Source organism: Micromonospora sp. DT63, from assembly GCF_049841615.1.
Lineage (GTDB): Bacteria > Actinomycetota > Actinomycetes > Mycobacteriales > Micromonosporaceae > Micromonospora.
In genome coordinates this window covers 146,345-165,294 of the sequence record NZ_JBNCKQ010000010.1, presented here as the reverse complement: position 1 = coordinate 165,294, position 18,950 = coordinate 146,345, and the positions used below count along the sequence as shown (strand labels likewise).

At 69.6% G+C, this 18,950-nt stretch carries 18 protein-coding genes; 12 read left to right on the top strand and 6 right to left on the bottom strand.

Features of this window, described 5'->3' with window-relative positions; genetic code table 11:
- Window positions 1-46: 46 nt before the first annotated feature.
- Window positions 47-874, top strand: a complete 828-nt coding sequence (locus tag ACLQ27_RS29015) for an SAM-dependent methyltransferase (RefSeq protein WP_234587595.1) — start codon at window positions 47-49, stop codon at window positions 872-874.
- A 194-nt stretch (window positions 875-1,068) separates the two neighbouring features.
- Here the strand turns inward: ACLQ27_RS29015 and ACLQ27_RS29010 are convergent, their stop codons facing one another.
- The gene (locus ACLQ27_RS29010) at window positions 1,069-2,355 is read right to left on the bottom strand and encodes a family 16 glycosylhydrolase (RefSeq protein WP_357495445.1); all 1,287 of its coding nucleotides are present in this window, start codon (window positions 2,353-2,355) and stop codon (window positions 1,069-1,071) included.
- Between the two features lie 64 nt (window positions 2,356-2,419).
- On the bottom strand, window positions 2,420-3,544 hold the full coding sequence (locus ACLQ27_RS29005; protein WP_425869688.1) for an ROK family protein: 1,125 nt from the start codon (window positions 3,542-3,544) through the stop codon (window positions 2,420-2,422).
- Window positions 3,545-3,632: 88 nt separating this feature from the next.
- Between ACLQ27_RS29005 and ACLQ27_RS29000 the strand changes: the two genes are divergently transcribed.
- The 5 genes from ACLQ27_RS29000 to ACLQ27_RS28980 all read left to right on the top strand — a co-directional run bounded on the left by ACLQ27_RS29000 (window position 3,633) and on the right by ACLQ27_RS28980 (window position 9,164).
- Window positions 3,633-4,949: an ABC transporter substrate-binding protein gene (locus tag ACLQ27_RS29000; protein WP_425869686.1), complete on the top strand. Its 1,317-nt coding sequence runs from the start codon at window positions 3,633-3,635 to the stop codon at window positions 4,947-4,949.
- Entirely contained in the window at window positions 4,942-5,883 is a 942-nt protein-coding gene (locus ACLQ27_RS28995) for a carbohydrate ABC transporter permease (protein WP_030328490.1), read from the top strand. Before ACLQ27_RS29000 ends, ACLQ27_RS28995 begins: the two co-directional genes overlap by 8 nt.
- Complete coding sequence (locus ACLQ27_RS28990) at window positions 5,880-6,686, top strand: carbohydrate ABC transporter permease (RefSeq protein ID WP_357495452.1); 807 nt, start codon at window positions 5,880-5,882, stop codon at window positions 6,684-6,686. Before ACLQ27_RS28995 ends, ACLQ27_RS28990 begins: the two co-directional genes overlap by 4 nt.
- 10 nt (window positions 6,687-6,696) lie before the next feature.
- Window positions 6,697-7,959: a Gfo/Idh/MocA family protein gene (locus tag ACLQ27_RS28985; RefSeq protein ID WP_425869683.1), complete on the top strand. Its 1,263-nt coding sequence runs from the start codon at window positions 6,697-6,699 to the stop codon at window positions 7,957-7,959.
- 296 nt (window positions 7,960-8,255) lie between these two features.
- Window positions 8,256-9,164, top strand: coding sequence for a methyltransferase domain-containing protein (locus ACLQ27_RS28980; RefSeq protein ID WP_425869681.1), 909 nt, complete (start codon window positions 8,256-8,258; stop codon window positions 9,162-9,164).
- 88 nt (window positions 9,165-9,252) lie between these two features.
- Here the strand turns inward: ACLQ27_RS28980 and ACLQ27_RS28975 are convergent, their stop codons facing one another.
- The gene (locus tag ACLQ27_RS28975) at window positions 9,253-9,633 is read right to left on the bottom strand and encodes a hypothetical protein (RefSeq protein WP_425869679.1); all 381 of its coding nucleotides are present in this window, start codon (window positions 9,631-9,633) and stop codon (window positions 9,253-9,255) included.
- Window positions 9,634-9,670: 37 nt separating this feature from the next.
- Entirely contained in the window at window positions 9,671-10,462 is a 792-nt protein-coding gene (locus tag ACLQ27_RS28970) for a hypothetical protein (RefSeq protein ID WP_425869677.1), read from the bottom strand.
- A 214-nt stretch (window positions 10,463-10,676) separates the two neighbouring features.
- Between ACLQ27_RS28970 and ACLQ27_RS28965 the strand changes: the two genes are divergently transcribed.
- Both ACLQ27_RS28965 and ACLQ27_RS28960 read left to right on the top strand, forming a co-directional pair.
- Window positions 10,677-11,069 carry a YciI family protein gene (locus ACLQ27_RS28965; protein ID WP_357574535.1) on the top strand — a complete coding sequence of 131 codons (393 nt, stop codon included), beginning with the start codon at window positions 10,677-10,679 and terminating at the stop codon, window positions 11,067-11,069.
- Between the two features lie 2 nt (window positions 11,070-11,071).
- Window positions 11,072-12,289 (top strand): RNA polymerase sigma factor, encoded by a 1,218-nt coding sequence (locus tag ACLQ27_RS28960; protein WP_234587574.1) that lies wholly within the window; start codon window positions 11,072-11,074, stop codon window positions 12,287-12,289.
- A 25-nt stretch (window positions 12,290-12,314) separates the two neighbouring features.
- Here ACLQ27_RS28960 and ACLQ27_RS28955 read toward each other — a convergent pair whose 3' ends face one another.
- Entirely contained in the window at window positions 12,315-13,778 is a 1,464-nt protein-coding gene (locus tag ACLQ27_RS28955) for an MFS transporter (RefSeq protein ID WP_234587572.1), read from the bottom strand.
- A 569-nt stretch (window positions 13,779-14,347) separates the two neighbouring features.
- Here ACLQ27_RS28955 and ACLQ27_RS28950 point away from each other — a divergent pair.
- The gene (locus tag ACLQ27_RS28950) at window positions 14,348-14,557 is read left to right on the top strand and encodes a hypothetical protein (RefSeq protein WP_425869674.1); all 210 of its coding nucleotides are present in this window, start codon (window positions 14,348-14,350) and stop codon (window positions 14,555-14,557) included.
- A gap of 152 nt (window positions 14,558-14,709) precedes the next feature.
- Window positions 14,710-15,024 carry a hypothetical protein gene (locus tag ACLQ27_RS28945; protein ID WP_357495467.1) on the top strand — a complete coding sequence of 105 codons (315 nt, stop codon included), beginning with the start codon at window positions 14,710-14,712 and terminating at the stop codon, window positions 15,022-15,024.
- Between the two features lie 59 nt (window positions 15,025-15,083).
- Here ACLQ27_RS28945 and ACLQ27_RS28940 read toward each other — a convergent pair whose 3' ends face one another.
- A complete protein-coding gene (locus tag ACLQ27_RS28940; protein ID WP_357495469.1) occupies window positions 15,084-16,379 on the bottom strand; it encodes an MFS transporter in 1,296 nt (431 codons plus the stop codon).
- 211 nt (window positions 16,380-16,590) lie between these two features.
- On the opposite strand from ACLQ27_RS28940, the gene ACLQ27_RS28935 reads away from it, so the two are divergent.
- Complete coding sequence (locus tag ACLQ27_RS28935) at window positions 16,591-17,826, top strand: glycosyltransferase (RefSeq protein ID WP_357574536.1); 1,236 nt, start codon at window positions 16,591-16,593, stop codon at window positions 17,824-17,826.
- Window positions 17,827-18,116: 290 nt separating this feature from the next.
- Entirely contained in the window at window positions 18,117-18,506 is a 390-nt protein-coding gene (locus tag ACLQ27_RS28930) for a YciI family protein (protein ID WP_234587559.1), read from the top strand.
- The last annotated feature ends 444 nt before the right edge of the window (window positions 18,507-18,950 follow it).

Sequence of the window (18,950 nt, the reverse complement as noted above, 5' to 3'; positions counted from 1 at the left end):
CCCGCAGACCTCAGCCTGCGCCCGTCCCGATCGAATGGAGACGCCTGTGACCCGCGACAAGGCGGCACCCCCCGGCATCGACCCCAGCATCCCCAGCGTGGCCCGGGTCTATGACTTCTTCCTCGGCGGCAAGGACAACTTCGAGGTCGACCGACAGGTCGCCGAACACGCCCTGCGGATCACACCCGATGGGCCGGCGGCCGGTCAGGCGAACCGGGCCTTTCTGCGTCGCGTGATCCGCTTCCTCGTCGCCGAGGCGGGCATCGACCAGTTCCTCGACATTGGATCGGGGCTGCCCACCCAGGGCAACGTCCACGAGGTCGCCACCGAGCAGAACCCGAAGGCTCAGGTGGTGTACGTGGACAATGACCCGATCGTCCTGACACACGGCCGGGCTCTGCTCGCCGCCGACGGCACCGCGACGGTGATCCAGGCGGACATCCGGGAGCCGCAGGAGATCCTCGACCACCCGGACGTACGTCGGTTCCTCGACTTCGACAGGCCGATCGGCCTGTTGCTCTTCGCGATCCTGCACCACCTTGGCGACGACGAGGATCCGCGTGCGGTGGCGGCGGCGTTGATCGACGCGCTGCCCTCCGGCAGCTATGTGGCGGTCTCGCACTTCCGCGACCCGGGTGAGCGGGACCCCGAAGGCTCCCGCAAGGCCCGCGAGGTCGAGCGGGTCTTCAACGAGTCGCTGGGCACCGGCCGCTGGCGTACCGACGAGGAGATCCTCTCGTTCGTCGACGGGCTGACGGTGCTGGAGCCGGGGCTGGTGCCGCTGGCCGAGTGGCGTCCCGAGCCGGGTACGCCCGCTCCGGCGCAGACCGACACCTATCACACCTTCGTCGGGCTCCTCGCCCGCAAACCGTAGGCCCCGTTCCCGGTGCGGTCCCGGGCGAGAGTTCGCCCGGGACCAGTGCGGGGACGGCTCGGTGACGCTCTCGGCCGCCGAGGCGGACCGCTGCGCTCGTCTGCACGACAGGTGAAAGGCCGCTTCCCGAATCCGGGAAGCGGCCTTTCACCTGCGGAAACTGAGAGCGGGCGACGCCGGTGGGTTGCGGTTCGTCAGGAGGCGGGTTCGAGGGCCCACTGGCTGGTCCACCAGTTGGCGGGCGCGGCACCGTACTGGACGCTGCCGGTCATGTTCTCGGTATGGGCGTAGGTGCCCTTCCAACGGTTCTTCAGGCGCAAGCGGCCGTCGACCGGCTCCTGGGCCCACTGCGCCGACCAGTAGGTGCCGGGAACCGCACCGGTCTGCACGTTGCCGGTCTGGTTCTCCACGTGCAGGTAGTTGCCGGTGGCACGGTTCTTGAACCGGACGTAACCGTCGACGTTCTCGACGGCCCACTGGGCGGACTGGTCGGTGCTGGCAGCGGCGGCGTACCTGGCGGTGCCGCTGCCGTCGTCCTTGACGTACTGGCCGGTCTGCCGGTTCTTCAGCCGCTGATAGGCCACCGGGTAGCCGCCGTCCTTCTTGTACACGCGGAGGTAGTCGACACTCCAGGTCTTGGGCCAGACGTCGTTGTGCTGACCGGAGCCGGCGTCGGTGTAGATGCCCATGATCAGCCCCATCGGCATGTTGGGCGCGTCGTTGATCGTCCGGTAGAGCTGGCCGTCGTAGTAGAACTTGATGTCGGTGGGCGTCCACTCCATGCCGTACGTGTGGAACTCGGTGGTCGGCGACCCGCTGGGCACGGGGGCGATCGACGCGTACGAGCTGGACAGGAAGTTCGGGTCGCCCCAGCTGTGGGCGGCGATCCGCCAGTTGTTCGGCTCGGAGAAGAACGTCTCGACCATGTCGACCTCGGGGTTGCGCGATGCGCTGGAGGTGTCCCCGGTGCCGACCAGCCAGAGGGCCTGGTGGCCGCCCCCGCCGACGTTCGACTTCTTGGCCCGCAGCTCGACGTAGCCGTACTGGAACGTGTAGCCGTTGAAGTCGGGCTCGTGATGGTTCAACGGCATCGAGCCGTTGAACTTGTGCCAGTAGTCCTTGTTGTAGGTCTGGAACGAGGAGATCTTGACCGTGCCGTCGTACTGCGGATTCCACGCTGGGGTGTCGGCGTCGAGCCGCTGGGTGAGCACGCCGTCGGCGATCGTGTAGCGCGCCTTGGCGCCCAGCTCGCGGTTGGCGGGGGAGGTCCAGTGCGGCAGGTAGTAGGGCAGCCAGCGGTTCGTGTTCAGGGTGCTGACGTCGAACTCTTCGGAGAAGTCGAGCGTGTAGCCCGGCTTGGCGAGCGGGCTGGGCGGGGTGTCGCCGGCCTGCGCCGGCGCGGCGGTGACGATGCCGGCGAGGGTGACTCCGAGGATCATCGAGCTGGCTGCGGCGAGAACTCTTCGAAAGCGATGCGCCATGTGGCACTCCCGGGGGTAACGAAAGAAAAGTTCTTTCGGAATATGCCGGCGAGCCCAGCCGCTGTCAAGAGCCGTCGGTGAACAGCTCCGCGCGGACCGTGTCCCGGGCGGTCTCGACCGCGCCGATCGCCACCGCGTCGTCTCCGAGCGCGGAGATCGTCAGGCCTGGCAACTCGTACAGGATCTCGGCGAGGTGGCGCCGCACCGGCTCCATCACCGTCTCGCCGGCGCGCGCGATGCCACCGCCCACCACGACCACCTGCGGGTCCATGGCGAGAACCATGGCGCCCACCCCCTCGGCGAGCGCCCGGGCGTAGTCGTCGACGGCCCGGACCGCACGCTTGTCCCCCCGTCTGGCCTGCGCGAAGACCCACTCGCGGGAATTCATGCCGGGAGCGACCCCGGCGTCGGAGAGCAGCTTTCGGGGGGCTGCCTCCCAGCCCAGGCCCGGGTGCCGACCGATCTCGCCGGCAGCCCCCCGGCCACCGCCGAACGGCCTGCCGTCGACCAGGACACCGACGCCGAGGCGATGCCCGGCGTGCACGTACAGGACGTGGTCGACGCCCTGCGCGGCACCGACCCGGTGCTCGGCGAGGACCGCGAGGTTGGCGTCCTTGACGGCGCTCACCGGGCAGTCCAGGCGGCCGGCGAGTTCCTTGGCAAGAGCCGTGCCGGTCCAGTCCGGGATGGCCACGCTCAGCCGCACCACACCGTCGGCGATGATGCCCGGGGAGCCGGCACAGGCCGCCCACAGCCGAGGTGAGTCGGCCGGGATCGTCCGTCGCAGCAGGTTGACCGCGGCGTCGATGCGGCCGGTCGGGTCCAGGGCCGGGTCGATCGCGGCCCGGGCGGCCGCCACCTGCGCTCCGGCGAGGTCGGTGATCCGCACCGACACCGCGTGCGCCCCGATGTCGAGGCCGGCCAGGATGCCCGCGTCCGCGGCGAAGCGGTACCGCTGCGCCGGCCGCCCCCCGGTCCGGGCGGTGTCGAAACCGTCCAGCAGCAGCAGTCGGGACTCCACCAGGGAGGTCAGGATGCCCTGCACGGTGGGGCGGGACAACCCGGTCTCGCGGGCGACACCGCTGATGGTCAGCGACGGCCCCTCGTAGAGCAGCCGCAGCACACGGCGCGTGTTCAGATGCCGTAGGGCGCTCTGGTCCCCGCCCGGAAGAGCGTCACCTACGGTCATTCGCTGCCCCTTGACGTGGGTTCGTAGACCGCTCACTATAGCGAACGCAACTTTCCTTCGAAACTACTCCTGCCCAGGGAGATCCCCCATGAAGTCATTGCCATCGGTGAAGAGTGCGCTCAGCGCGGCAGCAGTGCTCCTCGCGCTCGGCGCGTGCGCACCCGGCAGCTCCTCCAGCGACGGACCGGCCGCCGACGCGAACGCGGCCGTCCAGACCGGCGTCCCGTCCGGACCTGTGGAACTCAACCTGATCGCCACCCCCGAGTCGGGTGCCGCCATGAAGGACATCATCCCGGCGTTCCAGGCGAAGCACCCCAACGTCAAGATCAACTACGTCGACACCACGTACGACGACTACAACAAGTCGCTCAACCTCGCGTTGTCCAGCGACACCTCCCCCGACATCGTGCTGCTCAACGCGGTGGGCACCACGGTCAAGGACCAGTTGATCCTCAACCTTCAGCCGTATGCGAAGGCGTACGGCTGGGAGACGGCGTACCCGGCCGGGCAGCTCAACCAGTGGCGGGTCGCCAAGGACGGCACCACCCTCGGCTCCGGCGACCTGTACGCGGCACCCGCTTCCTTCTCGCAGGTCGGGCTCTACTACAACAAGGCCAAGTTGAAGAAGCTCGGCATCGCCGCCGCTCCGGCCTCACTCGAGGACCTGGAGGCCGCCCTGGCCAAGGCCAAGGCCGGCGGCGAGACCCCGCTCCAGCTCGGCAACAAGGAGGGCCACGCCTCCTTCCCGGTCCAGCTCATCGGGCAGTCCACGGACGGCCCGGCCGCGTACGCCAAGTGGGTCTTCGGTGAGGGCGGCGCCACCTTCGACACCGCCGGGAACGCCAAGGGCGCCCAGAGCATCACCGACTGGGGTACGAAGGGCTACTACTCCAAGGACGCCAACGGCATCGACCTGCAGGGTGCGGTGGACAAGTTCACCAAGGGCGACGGCGTCTTCTTCGTGGACGGCTCCTGGGACTCGAAGAAGATCGGCGACGCGCTGCGGGGCGACGCCGGCTTCGTGCCCTTCCCCGGCCCCAAGGCCACCGCGATCGGCACCTCGGTGGCGTACGGGATCTCGCGGAAGTCGAAGAACGCGCAGGCCGCCGCCGCCTTCCTGGACTTCCTGCGCAGCCCGGAGGCTGCCAAGGCCTCCTTCGCCCAGGGCTTCCTGCCCTCGGACACCTCCACCGTGACCGCCGAGCCCGGCACGATCTCCGCCGACCTGATCGCCGCGTGGAACAAGGTCAACGCCGATGACGGGCTCATCGGGTTCAACAACAACGCCACCGCGACCATGAACGACACGCTGGTCGCCGAGACCCAGAAGCTGATCGCCGGCAAGGTCGACCCCGCCACCTTCATCCGGGCCGTCCAGTCCGACTGGGCCAAGACGCATGGCTGACAGCCTCGCGAACCGCGTGGCCGTCCGGGACCGCACCGTCGTCGCCCCCGCGACGCCGGTGCGGGCCCGGCGGTCGCGGGCACGACTCGTACCGCTGCTCTACACCGCACCGGCGCTGCTCTTCTACGCGGCCTTCGTGATCGCGCCCTGGCTGCACAGCCTCTGGATCTCGTTCTGGGACTGGAACGGAATCGGCGTCGCCACCTGGGCCGGGCTCGACAACTACCGGGAGATCCTCGCCGACCCGGCGCTGCGGCTCTCCCTGGTCCACGCCTTCGGGCTGATCCTCTTCTACTCGGTCATCCCGATCTGCTTCGGCCTGGTGCTGGCGGCGCTCGTCGCGAACGTGCCCTGGAAGGGCATGCCCTTCGTCCGTACCGTGATCTTCCTGCCGCAGATCCTTCCGCTGGTCGCGGTCGGCAGCGTCTGGAAGCTGTTCTTCGACGACGACGGACCGTTCAACGCGCTGCTGCGCGCGGTCGGCCTGTCCGACCTCACCCGGGCCTGGCTGGGTGACTTCACCTGGGCCTACCCGGCGGTCGGAGTCGTCGGGACCTGGGTCTCGACCGGGCTCTGCTTCCTGCTGCTGTACTCCGGAATCGGCAAGATCGATCCGGCCCTGTACGAAGCCGCCCGACTCGACGGCGCCGGTGCGATCCACGAGTTCTGGCACGTCACCGTGCCGGGTCTGCGCCGGGAGATGTCGGTCGCGGCGACCGTCACCGTGATCGCAGCCCTGGCCAGCTTCGACGTCGTCTACGTGATGACCGCCGGCGGTCCCGGCGAGTCGACACTGGTGCCCGGTGTCGCCATCTACCGGCTGACCTTCACCGCGGGGCAGGTCGGCACCGCCTGTGCGCTCGCCGTCGTCCTGTCCCTGTTGACCTGCGCGGTCATGTTCGCCCTCAACCGCCTCACCCGGGAGAAGACATGATCCGGTCGATGACCCGGTTGTCGCTGCTGGCTGCCACCGCCTCGGTGCTGGTTCCCTTCTACGCGATCCTCGCCGCGTCGCTGCAACCACAGGACAATCTCAGCCCGGGCCTCGCGTGGCCGTCGGATCCGCAGTGGCACAACTACGTCGACGCCTGGTCGACAGGCGGCTTCGCTGACCTCATGCGGTCCAGCCTGATCATCGCGCTCGGCGTCGTACCCCTCGCTCTGGTGCTCGCGACGCTCGCCGGATACGGGCTGGCGATGATGCGGCTCGCCGTCCGGGGGCCGATCTTCGCGTTGCTCATGCTGGGCCTGGCCCTGCCGTACGAGTCGATCGTCATCCCGCTCTACTACGACCTCAAGTCGGTCGGACTCCTCAACACCTACTGGGCGGTCATCCTGCCGCTCATCGGGGCGTTCATGCCGTTCGGGGTGTTCTGGATGCGCAGCCACTTCGAGTCGCTGCCGCCGGAACTCACCGAGGCCGCCGAGATGGACGGCGCGACCAGCAGGCAGATCCTGCGCCAGGTCCTGCTGCCCACCGCCCGGCCGGCGCTCACCACCCTCGGCCTTCTCTACTTCATGTGGGCGTGGAACCAGTTCCTGCTCGCGCTGATCCTCATCCAGGACCCGGCGATGCGGACGGCGCCGTCCGGGCTCGGCAAGTTCATCCAGGCCTACGGCCGCAACATCCCGCTGCTCAGCGCCGGAACGATCATCGTCATCGTCCCCGTGGTCATCCTCTACCTCTTCTTCCAGCGCCACTTCGTCAAAGGCATCCTTTCCGGCGCCATCAAATAGGAGACACCTGATGTCCATCACACTGGCGATCGTCGGTGCCGGAGCGCGAGGCGCCGCCTACGCGCGGCTCGCCGTCGCCACCGCCAACGCCACGATCGCGGCTGTCGCCGATCCCGACCCCGCCCGCCGCAGCACCCTGGCCGACGAGTTCGACGTACCCGCGGAGCGCCGGTTCGCCTCGTGGGAAGACCTCGCCGCACAGCCCCGGCTCGCCGACGCGGTGATCGTGGCGACCCCCGATCGCGCGCATGTCGAGCCGGTGGTGGCCTTCGCCGAACGCGGCTACGCGATCCTGCTGGAGAAGCCGATGGCCCCGTTGCCCGAGCAGGCGGAACGGATCGTCGCCGCAGCCGTCGACAACGACGTCCTCCTCGCCGTCTGTCACGTACTCCGATACACGCCCTATTCCCAGACACTCAAGCGGCTGATCGACTCCGGGCGGATCGGCGCGATCGTCAGCATCGATCACCTGGAGCCGGTCGGCTGGTGGCACCACGCCCACAGCTACGTGCGCGGCAACTGGGCGGTGGAGGCCGAATCCTCGTCGATGCTGCTCGCCAAGTCCTGCCACGACATCGACTGGCTCGGCCACCTCATCGGCCGACCGGTCCGACGGGTCTCCTCCTTCGGCGGCCTCGCCCACTTCCGGCCGGAGAACCGTCCAGCCGGAGCGACCGAGCGCTGCGTCGACTGCCCGGTCGAACGATCCTGTGCCTACTCCGCGATCCGGATCTACGAACGCTTCCTCGGTGACCCCGTCCACGAGGCATGGCCGCTAGGCGTACTCACCGACGACGTCAGCGCGGACGGTGTCCACAAAGCCCTCAGGGACGGCCCGTACGGCGTCTGCGTCTACGCGGGCCGCAACGACGTCGTCGACCACCAGGTGGTCAACCTCGAGTATGAGGGCGGCACCACGGTCGCCTTCACGATGACGGCCTTCACCGCGCTCGACTTTCGCAAGACGCGGATCTTCGGCACGTTCGGCAGCATCGAGGGAGACGGTCGTACCCTGCACGTCCACGACTTCCTCACCGACACCGTCGAGACCATCAACCTGGATCCCGACGGCGACGCCTCGGCCGCGGACGGGCACGGCGGCGCCGACGGGGCGCTCATCGAGGCGTTCATCGCGGCGGTCGCCACCGGGGACCGCTCACGTGTCACCTCCGGACCCGAGGAGAGCATCTCCTCCCACCGAGTCGTCTGGGCGGCCGAGCGGTCCCGCGCCACCGGCAGCGTCGTCGAGCTGACACCGGCCACGTCGATCTAGGGAATACGCCGGCCATCCGCCAAACGGAACCCGGGGCGATCGACGTGCGGTCGCCCCGGGAGGACGAGCGCCCATCCCGGCGAAGATCTCGCCGGACTCCGACCGCGCGCTCCGCGACGTGCCGCAGGCCCTGGTCGACCGGGCTGACCGAAACGCTGGCCCACAGCGCTGCTCGATCCCCGGGCGGCCGATCGTGTCGAGGGTGCGGGGTCGGCCTGGTCGGCCGGAGCCGGGGCTGTGTTCGAATGCAGCCCGTTTCCTGCTGACACCGCACGCGGTGGCGTGAGGATGGGGGCATGACTTCATCGCAGCCCGTCGTCGATCCCGAGCCCGAGCCGGACGCGACGACTGACGAACCGGTGAATACCGCGGGCACCCGGTCCGGGACCCCGCCACCGCACTCCCCCGAGGCTGCGCCGGATCACCGCTACCTGCTCGACAATGCCCGGCGCGAGGCGGGCGAGCGGTTCGGCTGGCTGGCCGAGCTGTTCGACGGTGTCACGCGCGGGCACCTCGACCGGCTCGGGCTGAGGGCGGGCTGGCGCTGCTGGGAAGTCGGTGCCGGAGGTCCCAGCATTCCCGAGGCCCTGGCCGCGGCCGTCGGACCAACCGGTCACGTGCTGGCCACGGACATCAACCCGACCTGGTTGGACCCGCACGGCGGGTACGAGGTGCTTCGGCACGACGTCGTCGCGAACCCGCCGCCGCAGTCCGGCACGTTTGACCTGGTACACGCACGGCTCGTGCTCGTTCACGTGCCCGACCGTGCCCGGGCGTTGGCGACGATGGTGGCGGCGCTGAAGCCCGGCGGCTGGTTGTTGATCGAGGACGCCGACACCGAGTTGCAGCCGCTGGCCTGCCTCGATGAGGTCGGTCCGGCGCAGCGGCGTGCCAACCGACTGCGGCGTGCCGTCCGGGAGTTGCTGACGCGCCGCGGCGCCGATCTGCGCTACGGCCGTACGCTGCCGCAGTCGTTGCGCGCGGCGGGCCTGGTCGATGTGGCGGCGGCCGGTTCCTTCCCGGTCGGCGGGGTGGCCTGCGACCGGCTGGAGACGGCGACGGTGCGCCTGGTCCGCGCCGAGTTGCTCGCCGCCGGGCTGGCCGACGACGCCGAGATCGACGCGCACCTGGCCGCCGTCGATGCCGGCGAACTCGACCTCACCCTCGCGCCGCTGATCTCGGCCTGGGGACGCCGCGCAGCCTGAGCAGGCTGCCTGACCTTCCCGACAGGCTCGCTGAAGTCAACGGGCCAGGTTGGCTCGACGACGTCGGTGCGATCGATGGTGTCGCCCGCTACGACTCGGTGGCGGTTGGACGGAGCTGGTTCCATTGAACGTCGAAGCAGACAAGCCCGCTCTCGGCCGCCAGATGAGCGCAGGCGGCGGAGACCTCGGCGGCCATGCTGTAGCGCATGGCAAGGTAGATGATCGGACCTTGAGCATTGTTCGTCAGGGGCGCGTCCGACCACGGGCTCGTGTCATCGACGTCGCGTGGGTCCCCCATCTCGTACCACCGGTCAAGCAGCGACTCCACGTACGCCGTGATCGCTGGCGTGGGCGGTATCAACGTCGGATCGTCTCGTTCGATGTACTGGTCGTACAGGGCGCTGAAAGTCACCGCCGCGTTCGACTCGTCTGGGCGCTCGCCTTCCCAGACCGCGAGGTCGTACGTCATGAACAGCGAGTATGCCCGGCCGGGAACCGATGATCGGTTACCCGTCGCCGAGCTGTCTCGTGCGGCTGCAGCAGATGACCGTCGCGTCGTCCGGGGCGACGTCGCCGCGAACCTCGGCCTCCCTGACCCGGCCGATGACCTCGCCGGGTCCGGCGGTCTCCGCCAGGTGCAGCAGTCCCGCCCAACTGGTCAGTCCGAGGGTGTCCACCAGCCGGCTCGCGCCGTTGCTCAGCAGAGCGGCAACTGTCACCTCGTCGGTTGGGCAACTGCCGGTGATCGCCTCGTCCACAACCCGCGGGTCGTCCTTGGCCACCCAGAAACCGCCCGGGCTGTTGCGTCGAGCACGCAACTCCAGCAGGATCCGCCGGTACTCGTCAGTGCCCTCGGGCACGCCCTTCAGCCGGGCCTCCACGGGACTGGCGATCATCGCCTCGCGCGGGTCGCGGGTGACCAAGGGATCGGCGCCGGTCCGGCCGATGACCGCCACGGCGTCTCCAAGGACCAGGTGCTCGACGAGGCCATCCGAGAACCGGAGCATCGCGACTGCCGCGTAAGGGCTGATCGAGTTGGTGACATCGCAGGTGTCGCGATGCTCGTCGGTGATCCGCTCGATGCTCTCGGCCAGCACCTCACCTAGGGTCCGGTGCTGGGACAACGCGCCCAGGAGAGCACCGCCGAGACGGGTGGCGTACCAGGTCACTCCGTGGTGGCAGACCTTCTCGGCGCCGGCGATGCCGCCCGCGCCGTCAACCAGAACCACGCCGGACGGCACGGCACCGGCGAAATCCTCATTCGTCCGCCCCGGGTGCCCCGCATCGGTGGCCATCATCACCCGCACCACCCGATCATCACACCGTCAATGGTGGGAGCGGTCGAAGAGCTCAGTGACGCGCAGCTGCGCGGACGCGGGCTCGGCCGATCTGGTACGCCGGTCGCACCTGGTGGAGTTGGAGTTGTGGGACAACGCCTGGGCCGGATCTGCTGGGTATCGTTCCGCACGTCACCGCCCGCCAGGCCGCTCACCGCAGAGGAAGGCAGACGTCATGAGGTTCGTCCTGGTCGTCTACGGCGACCCCGGCGCCTGGGTGCACCCGATGTTCCTGCGCGGTGGCCGGTCCGCGGCCGGCAGCGGAGAGGACCGGCCGCCACCTGTCGAGTCGTTGCTGCACGAGCTCGCCGAATCGGGTGAACTGATCGACGCCACCGCGCTCGCCGACCCGATCAACACGACGACGCTACAGACGAAGGACGCTGCCGACGGCCCGCAGCTGGTTGAGGGGTCCGTCGAGTCCGGCGGCCGGTACGTGGCCGGATTCTTCGTCGTCGACTGCGAGAGCCACGCCCGCGCTGTCGAGATCGGACGCCGCCTGCCCGTGGCCGGTAGCCAGGCGGTCGAGATCCGGCCCGTCCTGGGCCTGTCCGGCTGGGAGATGTGAGCATGAACGACGTTCTGGCCGGGCTGGCGCCCCGTGTGCTCGGTGCCCTGGTGCGGCGGCACGGCTCGTTCGACGCGTGCGAGGACGCCGTGCAGGAGGCGCTCGTGGCCGCGGCCGTGCAGTGGCCGCAGGAAGGCGTTCCGGACAACCCCGTGGGCTGGCTCATCCGAGTTGCCACCCGGCGGCTGGTGGACGCGCGGCGCAGCGAGACGGCACGTCAGCAGCGTGAGGTGACCGTTGCGGCGCTCACCCCCGCCGATCAGATGCACGCGCCGCCAGCCGACGCCCCGGGCTCTCCCGACGACACGCTCACCCTGCTGTTCCTCTGCTGTCATCCAGCCGTCTCGCCGCTGTCGCAGGCCGCGCTCACCCTGCGCGCGGTGGGCGGGCTGACGACAGCACAGATCGCGCGGGCGTTCCTGGTTCCGGAGGCGACAGTGAGCCGCCGCATCACCCGCGCCAAGCAGCGCATCAAGGCGGCCGGCTCCGAGTTCCGCCTGCCGCCGGAGGGCGAACTGGAGGACCGGCTCGCGGTCGTGCTGCAGGTGCTGTATCTGATCTTCAACGAGGGGTACGCCGCGACGACCGGGGCTGAGTTGAACCGTCCGGAGCTGATCACCGAAGCGGTGCGCCTCACCCGGGAGCTGCACCGGCTGCTGCCCGGCAACGGGGAGGTGACCGGGCTGCTGGCGTTGATGCTGCTCACCGAGGCGCGTCGTCCGGCGCGTTCCGGGCCGGACGGAAGCCTCATCCCGCTGGGCGAGCAGGACCGCTCCCGGTGGAACCGCGACTACATCGACGAGGGCGTCAAGCTGATCACTGGAGCGTTGTCGTCGGCGCCGCTGGGGGTCTACCAGTTGCAGGCCGCCATCGCGGCGGTGCACGACGAGGCGGCTCGGGCGGAGGACACCGACTGGCCGCAGATCCTCGTGCTCTATCGACTGCTCGCCCGCATCTGGCCCAATCCCGTCGTGCAACTCAACGAAGCGATCGCGGTGGCCATGGTGCACGGGCCGCACGCCGGGCTCGCCGTGCTCGAGCCGCTGGTCGACGACGCCCGGGTGGCCGACGGTCACCGGCTGCACGCCGTACGCGCGCATCTTCTGGAGATGGCCGGCGAGCACGACGCGGCACGCGACACGTACGAGCTGGCCGCTCGCCGCGCCACAAGTCTGCCGGAGCGCCGTTATCTGGAACGGCGCGTCGCCCGGCTCAGCTGAGGGGTCAGCCGAGCCGGGCGGGCGATCAGTCCGCGTGCACCGCGAACTCGAGTGCCGGATCCCGGGGCTGGGGACGCCGCACGCCCCGCAGCAAGGGCACCGTGACCAGCAGCCCGAGGAGGGCGAAGCCGACGCACGCGACGAAGCCGGCTTGGTAACCCGCCATCTCGGCGGCTTGCGGAGTGCCGCCGGTCGAGTACGAGACCAGGACAGTGGAGACGATGGCCACGCCGAAACCGCCACCTATCTGCTGCGCGGCCGTGTTCATGCCGGAGGCCAGGCCCAGGTCGTTCTCCCGTACGCCGGTCAGGGCGGCAGCCGAGGCGGCGACCGTGCCGAGGCCGAGGCCGGAGCCGAAGAAGAACATGGCCGCGAAAATCAGCAGGAACGGGCCACCGGCGCCCACCGCGAAAATCATCATGCCCGGGCCGACGCCCATGAGCACCAGGCAGACGACCGCCACCGCGCGGGTGCCGTAGCGGGTGACGAACCGCTGGCCGATGAACGAGCCAGCGAACGCCATGAACGGCATGATCGCTTGACGCAGCCCGAATTCCGTCGCCGACCATCCGAGCAGGTCACCCTGGGCGTACTGGGACACGAGCACCGAGACGCCGACGGCCAGCATGCCCATGGTCACCATCGAGAGGTTGCCACCCACCACGAAGTTCGACCGCAGGATCCGCAGGGGCAGCAGGGGCGCCTCCGACCGTGACTCGATCACCACGAACAGGATCAGCAGCGCCACCGCGGCGCCGAACACCGCCAGGGTACGGCCGGCGAACCAGCCCGCGGTCGGCGCGAGCTGCACGCCGTAGATGAGCAGCGCCAGCATCGCGGTGCTGGAGAGCGCGCCGGCCACGTCGTACCGGCGGCGCAGGGTGACATCGGTGCTCTCGCGCAGGAGCAGCGGGCTGACGACGAGCATCACGATGGCCACCGGGATGTTGAGAAAGAAGATCCATTGCCAGCCGAGTACGTCGACGAGAACGCCACCGGCCAGCAGCGCGATGGTGGCGCCGACGCCGGCGATGCCGGCCCACGCGCCGAGTGCCAGGTGCCGGTGCGGGCCCTCCGGGAACTCGCTGGTCAGAATCGACAACGCGGTTGGCGCCATGAGCGCGGCCGAGACCCCGTGCAGCGCCCGGGCGATGATCAGCACCTCACCGTTCCACGCGAGGCCGGAGACCAGCGAGACGATCAGGAACAGCACCGTTCCGGCCATGAAGACCCGACGCCGGCCCAGCAGGTCCGCGGCGCGTCCGCCGAGCAGCAGCATGCCGCCGAAGGTGATCAGGTTCGCGCTCAGCACCCACTGCGCCGCGCCCGGAGTCATCTGCAGTGCCGACTGGATGGACGGCACGGCCAGGATGGTGACCTGCGAATCGAGGATGACCATGAAGTTCGCCAGACACAACACGGCGAGAATGAGCCAGCGGCGGGTGTCCAGCCGGCTCGGTGGCGCGGATGCGGTCTCGGTTATCGCCATCTCAGGGGCCCTTTCGATAGGTGTTCGCGTTTTCGCACGGTGACCCTGGCCGGCGTCGACGCAGGCCAGGGTTCTCAGGGGTGCGGGAACAGGCGACTGACGACGCCGGGCCGCGTCAGCGCCTACGGCGGATCGACCAGCCCGGCGGTGCGCAGAACCGCCTCGGACGACGCCGGATCATCGGCGGCCGCCGTCCGCGGTAGCGGGATGGAGAAGGTGCCCAACCGGGTCTTGACGGGCGTGGGCGAAGACCCGGACCTGGATGTGAGAGTTGTCGTGCCGCGAAAGGGTCCGCGCCGCTGGAGCCCGGGACGACCGCAGGCGATTCGACTCCCCCATGCTGCCTCCACACATTCATGACGGTCGACCAGGTGCAGTCAGAGTAGGCAGCAGCACCGGAGCAGACTTCTCGCAGATTGCGCTCCTTGCGCGCGCCGATCGACCACCGCCAGCGGCCCCCGATAGCATGGCCAGCGCGGGAATGCTTCGCGTGCACCCGCGTTCACCGGGCTCACGAAACTGCTGCCTATGCCATTCCCGAACCATCGCCGCGACCTGTTAGGAGCGCGTTGAAGCCGTTCCGAATCGACGCTCCGCGGACCGCCTGGACGGCCGGGGCAGTCGTCTCGCCGCAGCCCGCCGGCGCGCTGCGGGGCGGGACGTCGGCGTACCCGGCCGTGCCGCCGCTGGTACCGCTCGCCATGGCCGTTCATCAGCGTGACCCGGCACGGCCCATCGGGCGCTACGCCGACAGCGACTTTCCGTCGATCGTCCACTGACGGGAGTACGAGCGCGGTGGGCCACTTCCCCGCACTGGAAACCCCCAACCTCTACGTGGCCGGCCTGCGGGAGTACGCCCGGCGCCGACCGACCAGCGACCACACATCGGCAGCGGGTCGCCGTCGGCGGCCCGCAAGGAGAAGGGAACGCGATGGGACAGGGATTCGTGGTGCGGTACGAGATGCGGCCGGACTCGGCCGAGGAGAATCAGCGCCTGATCGAGGAGGTGTTCGCCGAGCTGACCGCCGAGCGGCCCGACGGCCTGAGCTATGCGGCCTTCCGCCTCGCCGACGGAGTCACGTTCGTTCACGTAGGCGTCTCCGACGGCTCCAACGCCCTCGGCGGCGTGGAGGCGTTCGCGGCGTTCCAGCGAGACTTCAAGGCCCGGGTGGCCGGCGGCCCGGAGGCCGCCGAGGCCGAGCTGATCGGCAGCTACGGCTTCGATGCGCAGCACATGACGCAGTGAGGCGGCGGCAGGGACGGGCGGGGCAAGGGGAAAGCACCCACACCGTCCCTGCCCCCGGCTCAGGCGGCCGCCTCCCGGTCGGTGGCGGCGTCCGCCTGTCCCATGACGCGGCTGTTCAGCACGATCGCCGCCATCAGCGGGAGCAGCCCGGCGAACGTCCAGGTGAGACCGAAGACCGCGGCGAACCAACCGACCATCGCCGGGCCGAGCAGGATGCCGCCGTACGCGAAGGTCGTGGCCCGCGCGACGAACGTTGTCGCGCCCGGTCCGTCGCCACCGGCGTGGCCGACCGCACTGAAGATCAGCGGCAGCAGCACGGCGGTGCCGGCGCCGAGGATGGCGAACCCGGCGATCGCCACGTAGGGCGAGGGTACGAGGACGACCACCGCGATGCCGGCGATGCCGACCAGCCCGCTCACCCGGAACAGAACCGCACCGCCGAAGCGCTCGGTGAGGCGGTCACCGAACAGCCGGATCAACGTCTGGAAGGCGGTGTACGCGGTGAAGGCCAGCGACGCCACGGCCAGCTCGGCACCGCGGATCTCGTGCAGGTAGATGCCACTCCAGCTGGTCACGGCCGCCTCGCACACCATGAGCGTCGCGCCCATCGCGCCGTACATCAGCACCCGGCGGCTCCAACCGGTACGCCAGCTCGCCCGGGGCTTGGCGTCGGCGGAGGCCTGCACCGGGTTGCGGTCGACCGACGCGGGCAGCAACATCGCGGTCAGCGGCAGGGCGGCCGCGAGCATCACTATCGCAACGCCGGCCAGATGCCACGACGGGGCGATGCCGGCCTTGATCAGACCGACGCCGACGAGCGACGCCAGCACGGCGCTGATGCTCCACGCCGCGTGGCAGCCGTTCATGATGGGTCGCCGACCGACGCGCTCGACCACTACGGCATGGCCGTTCATCGCCACGTCGGTCGCGCCGTGCACGATGCCGAGCAGGATCACCGCGACGGCGAGTTGCAGGGCGGTTCGCGCGAAACCGACAGCGGCCAGGGCCAGTGGCATGCACAGCAACATCGTGCGGATCACCCGGGAACTGCCGAACCGTGCCACCATGCCGCCGACGAACTGCATGGTCAGCAACGCCGCGACGCCGAGCAGCGTGAGGATCATGCCGAACTGCGCGTCACCGAACTGGTGAACAGCCTTGATCGACGGGATCCGCGTGATGTACGTCGACAGCAGCAGGCCGTTGACGAAGAAGACCCCGGTCACGGCCCACCGCGCACGAACGGCCGCCGCGACACCTACCGGCTCGCTGACTGCCTCCGGTCGATCCGGCGTCTCCAGCAGCACCGGCACCCCGTCGGGCGAACGCGGCCCACGCTCCTCGTGGTCAGTCATCTGCTCACTCCCCTGTCGGTTGCGGACGGTCTCTATCTGCTCGTCGGACCCCTGGGACACGAACGAGACATCCACAGCCGCATCCGGAACGTGACCCGCGTCACATCCGTAGCTGCCCTGTCGGCCGGGTCGTGCCGGATCCGACGCCTCAGAAGGGGGTGAGCGGCTCCGGCCGCATCCCGCCGCCGTCATCACCGAAAGGAGCAGACCGATGTCCCACGACACCCCGCCGGCCTCGCTGATCATCCCGACCTACAACCGGGCGGACCTGTTACGCCGCAATCTGGCCCAACTGGTTGGGCAGAGCCTGGACACCGATCGTTTCGAAGTGATCGTCGCGGATGACGGATCCAGCGACGACACCGAAGCGGCCGTCGGAGAGTTCCGCGACCGGTTGCGCCTGAAGTATCACCGCCAGGAGGACCGCGGCAACCGGGTAGGCACGGCGCGCAACGCCGGCGCCCGGCTGGCCACCGCACCTCTACTGATCTTCCTCGACACGGGCACGTTCGTGGGCCGCGACTTCGTCGACGCCCACCTGCGCGCCCACCGCGAAGTCCCCGGCCGCTGGGCGATCGTCGGGTACACGTACGGCTACGACCCGGAAGGAGTCGACGCCGGTCTCATGCGGCAACTGGACGAATCGACACCTGACGAACTCGTGGAACGTGCCGGCGCGACGTTGCGGGACGTCCGGCACGCACATCTCGCGGCCCACGAGTTCGACCTGTCCCGGCTGCTGGTGCCGTACCAGAACTTCTTCACCCTCAACTGCTCGGTCGCGGCCGCCGACTTCGCGGCCGTCGGCGGCTTCGATGAGGATTTCGTCGGGTGGGGCTTCGAGGACCTCGAGTTGGCGTACCGCCTGCTGCGCGACGGCGTCGGCCTGCGCATGAGCCGGACGGCGTGGGCGATCGAGTCGCCGCACCCACGGGACCCGGCACGCTTCGACGAGCTGCTGCGCAACATGGACCGCTTCTTCGCCAAGCATCCGTCCCCGCCGCTCGAGGTGGGCTGGGTCCTGCTGATGCGCTACCGCGACGATTACTGGACGTGGGAGGACGAGCTGCGCCAGGTCCTGGAGCAGACTGCGGCCGCTCAGGGCCGCGACGTCACCGGCGAGATCGCCGGAGTCCTGGCCAGTCTGCCCGCCGGCGGGAGCCTGGCGGTGCTCGGCGCCGGCGATCAGGTGCCCCCCGGCCTGCCGGCCGCCGTGTTGTACGACCTCGACGTGAACGCCGTCGCCCGACTCGCCGCAGCGGAACCGGGACGGCACGATGTCCGGCACGGCATCGGGCTACGCACCACACTGGAGGACGGGGCAGTCGACGACGTCATCGTGACCTCCCGGCTCGACGGCCTGTGGAAACGGTGGGGAGCCGACTTGCTCGCCGAGGCGGGACGGATCGGCAAGCGCGTCCACGTGACCGCCACAGCGGCACGCTGACACCACGGTGCGGGCCGGGACAGTCCCGGCCTGTCCCGTCCACTCGGCGCGGAACCCGCTCGGCATACCGCCGAAAATGCCCGCCATTATCGGAGCCCTACGGGAATCGCCCACCACCTCTTCCAGCTCCCCCGTCGGAGGTTGGCGTCGCCGGAATGGCTGGCAACTTCGAGTGTGCGCCGCTTCCTGAGCACGATTGAAAGGTGTCCGACGCGGACGGTAGCCTGCGGCAGTCACCAGCCCAGCACGTCCGACGTTCGGCAGCGGACGACAAACGTGAAGGATTGCCCGTGAGGTACGTGGTATTGATCTACACCAACTCCTCAACCTGGAAGCACCCGCTTTTCCTCCACGACGGCGAGACGCTCTCTGAGCAGGAACGCGCCGATCGGGTCGCTCAGCACGTCAACCTGGTCGAGGAGATCCGTGCCTCCGGCGAGCTGCTGACCGCTGCCGCACTGACCGCCCCGGCCGAGGGCACCAGGCTGTCCGCTCGCGACGGAGTGCCGAGCCCGACCGACGGACCGTTCCCGGACGCGAAGGAGTACCTCGCCGGCGTCTTCTTCCTCGAATGTGGCAGCCCGGAGCGCGCCGCCGAGATCGCCTCCCGCTTCCCCGACGCCAAGGTCGGGGCCGTCGAGGTTCGCCCGGTCGAAGAGGTCTCCGAAAAGGACTTCTGACCGCACCGCCCGCCCGGAACGGCCCGCCGAGGTGCGGCGGCCGGCCGTTCCGGTAGCGAGGATATGGGCTCCAGCCCGCAGAGGTCGAGGTGAACCGCCGTACGCGCCCCTCGGCTTCATCGCCGCCACGCCGAACGCGGCCGTCCCGTAGCCGCCGCCCAGCCCGATGCCACCGCCGGGCAGGTTGTGTGCGCGGCGGCCCCGTAGCCGCCGAAGCGCGCCAGCGCGCGCATCCCGAAGTGGGCGAGCGCGCGCCCAGCTTCGTACGTGTGCTGAGGAATTGCCGGAGTACGACCCTGCCCGGCAGTCGCCCGAACGACGGCAGAAAAGGAGCCGGGTCCCGACCGCGCAATTTCAAAGACGCATGCCACCGGGAGCTTGCCTAAATTTATTGCGCCGATCGGCTTTGCAGGAATTGGTGGGTGGCATGGACGCGGAGTTCGG

Coding starts and splice junctions, on each gene's coding strand:
- ACLQ27_RS29010 (WP_357495445.1), bottom strand. CDS start 2,355: ATGGCGCATCGCTTTCGAAGAGTTCTCGCCGCAGCCAGCTCGATGATC.
- ACLQ27_RS29005 (WP_425869688.1), bottom strand. CDS start 3,544: ATGACCGTAGGTGACGCTCTTCCGGGCGGGGACCAGAGCGCCCTACGG.
- ACLQ27_RS29000 (WP_425869686.1), top strand. CDS start 3,633: ATGAAGTCATTGCCATCGGTGAAGAGTGCGCTCAGCGCGGCAGCAGTG.
- ACLQ27_RS28995 (WP_030328490.1), top strand. CDS start 4,942: ATGGCTGACAGCCTCGCGAACCGCGTGGCCGTCCGGGACCGCACCGTC.
- ACLQ27_RS28990 (WP_357495452.1), top strand. CDS start 5,880: ATGATCCGGTCGATGACCCGGTTGTCGCTGCTGGCTGCCACCGCCTCG.
- ACLQ27_RS28985 (WP_425869683.1), top strand. CDS start 6,697: ATGTCCATCACACTGGCGATCGTCGGTGCCGGAGCGCGAGGCGCCGCC.
- ACLQ27_RS28980 (WP_425869681.1), top strand. CDS start 8,256: ATGACTTCATCGCAGCCCGTCGTCGATCCCGAGCCCGAGCCGGACGCG.
- ACLQ27_RS28975 (WP_425869679.1), bottom strand. CDS start 9,633: ATGACGTACGACCTCGCGGTCTGGGAAGGCGAGCGCCCAGACGAGTCG.
- ACLQ27_RS28970 (WP_425869677.1), bottom strand. CDS start 10,462: ATGATGGCCACCGATGCGGGGCACCCGGGGCGGACGAATGAGGATTTC.
- ACLQ27_RS28965 (WP_357574535.1), top strand. CDS start 10,677: ATGAGGTTCGTCCTGGTCGTCTACGGCGACCCCGGCGCCTGGGTGCAC.
- ACLQ27_RS28960 (WP_234587574.1), top strand. CDS start 11,072: ATGAACGACGTTCTGGCCGGGCTGGCGCCCCGTGTGCTCGGTGCCCTG.
- ACLQ27_RS28955 (WP_234587572.1), bottom strand. CDS start 13,778: ATGGCGATAACCGAGACCGCATCCGCGCCACCGAGCCGGCTGGACACC.
- ACLQ27_RS28945 (WP_357495467.1), top strand. CDS start 14,710: ATGGGACAGGGATTCGTGGTGCGGTACGAGATGCGGCCGGACTCGGCC.
- ACLQ27_RS28940 (WP_357495469.1), bottom strand. CDS start 16,379: ATGACTGACCACGAGGAGCGTGGGCCGCGTTCGCCCGACGGGGTGCCG.
- ACLQ27_RS28935 (WP_357574536.1), top strand. CDS start 16,591: ATGTCCCACGACACCCCGCCGGCCTCGCTGATCATCCCGACCTACAAC.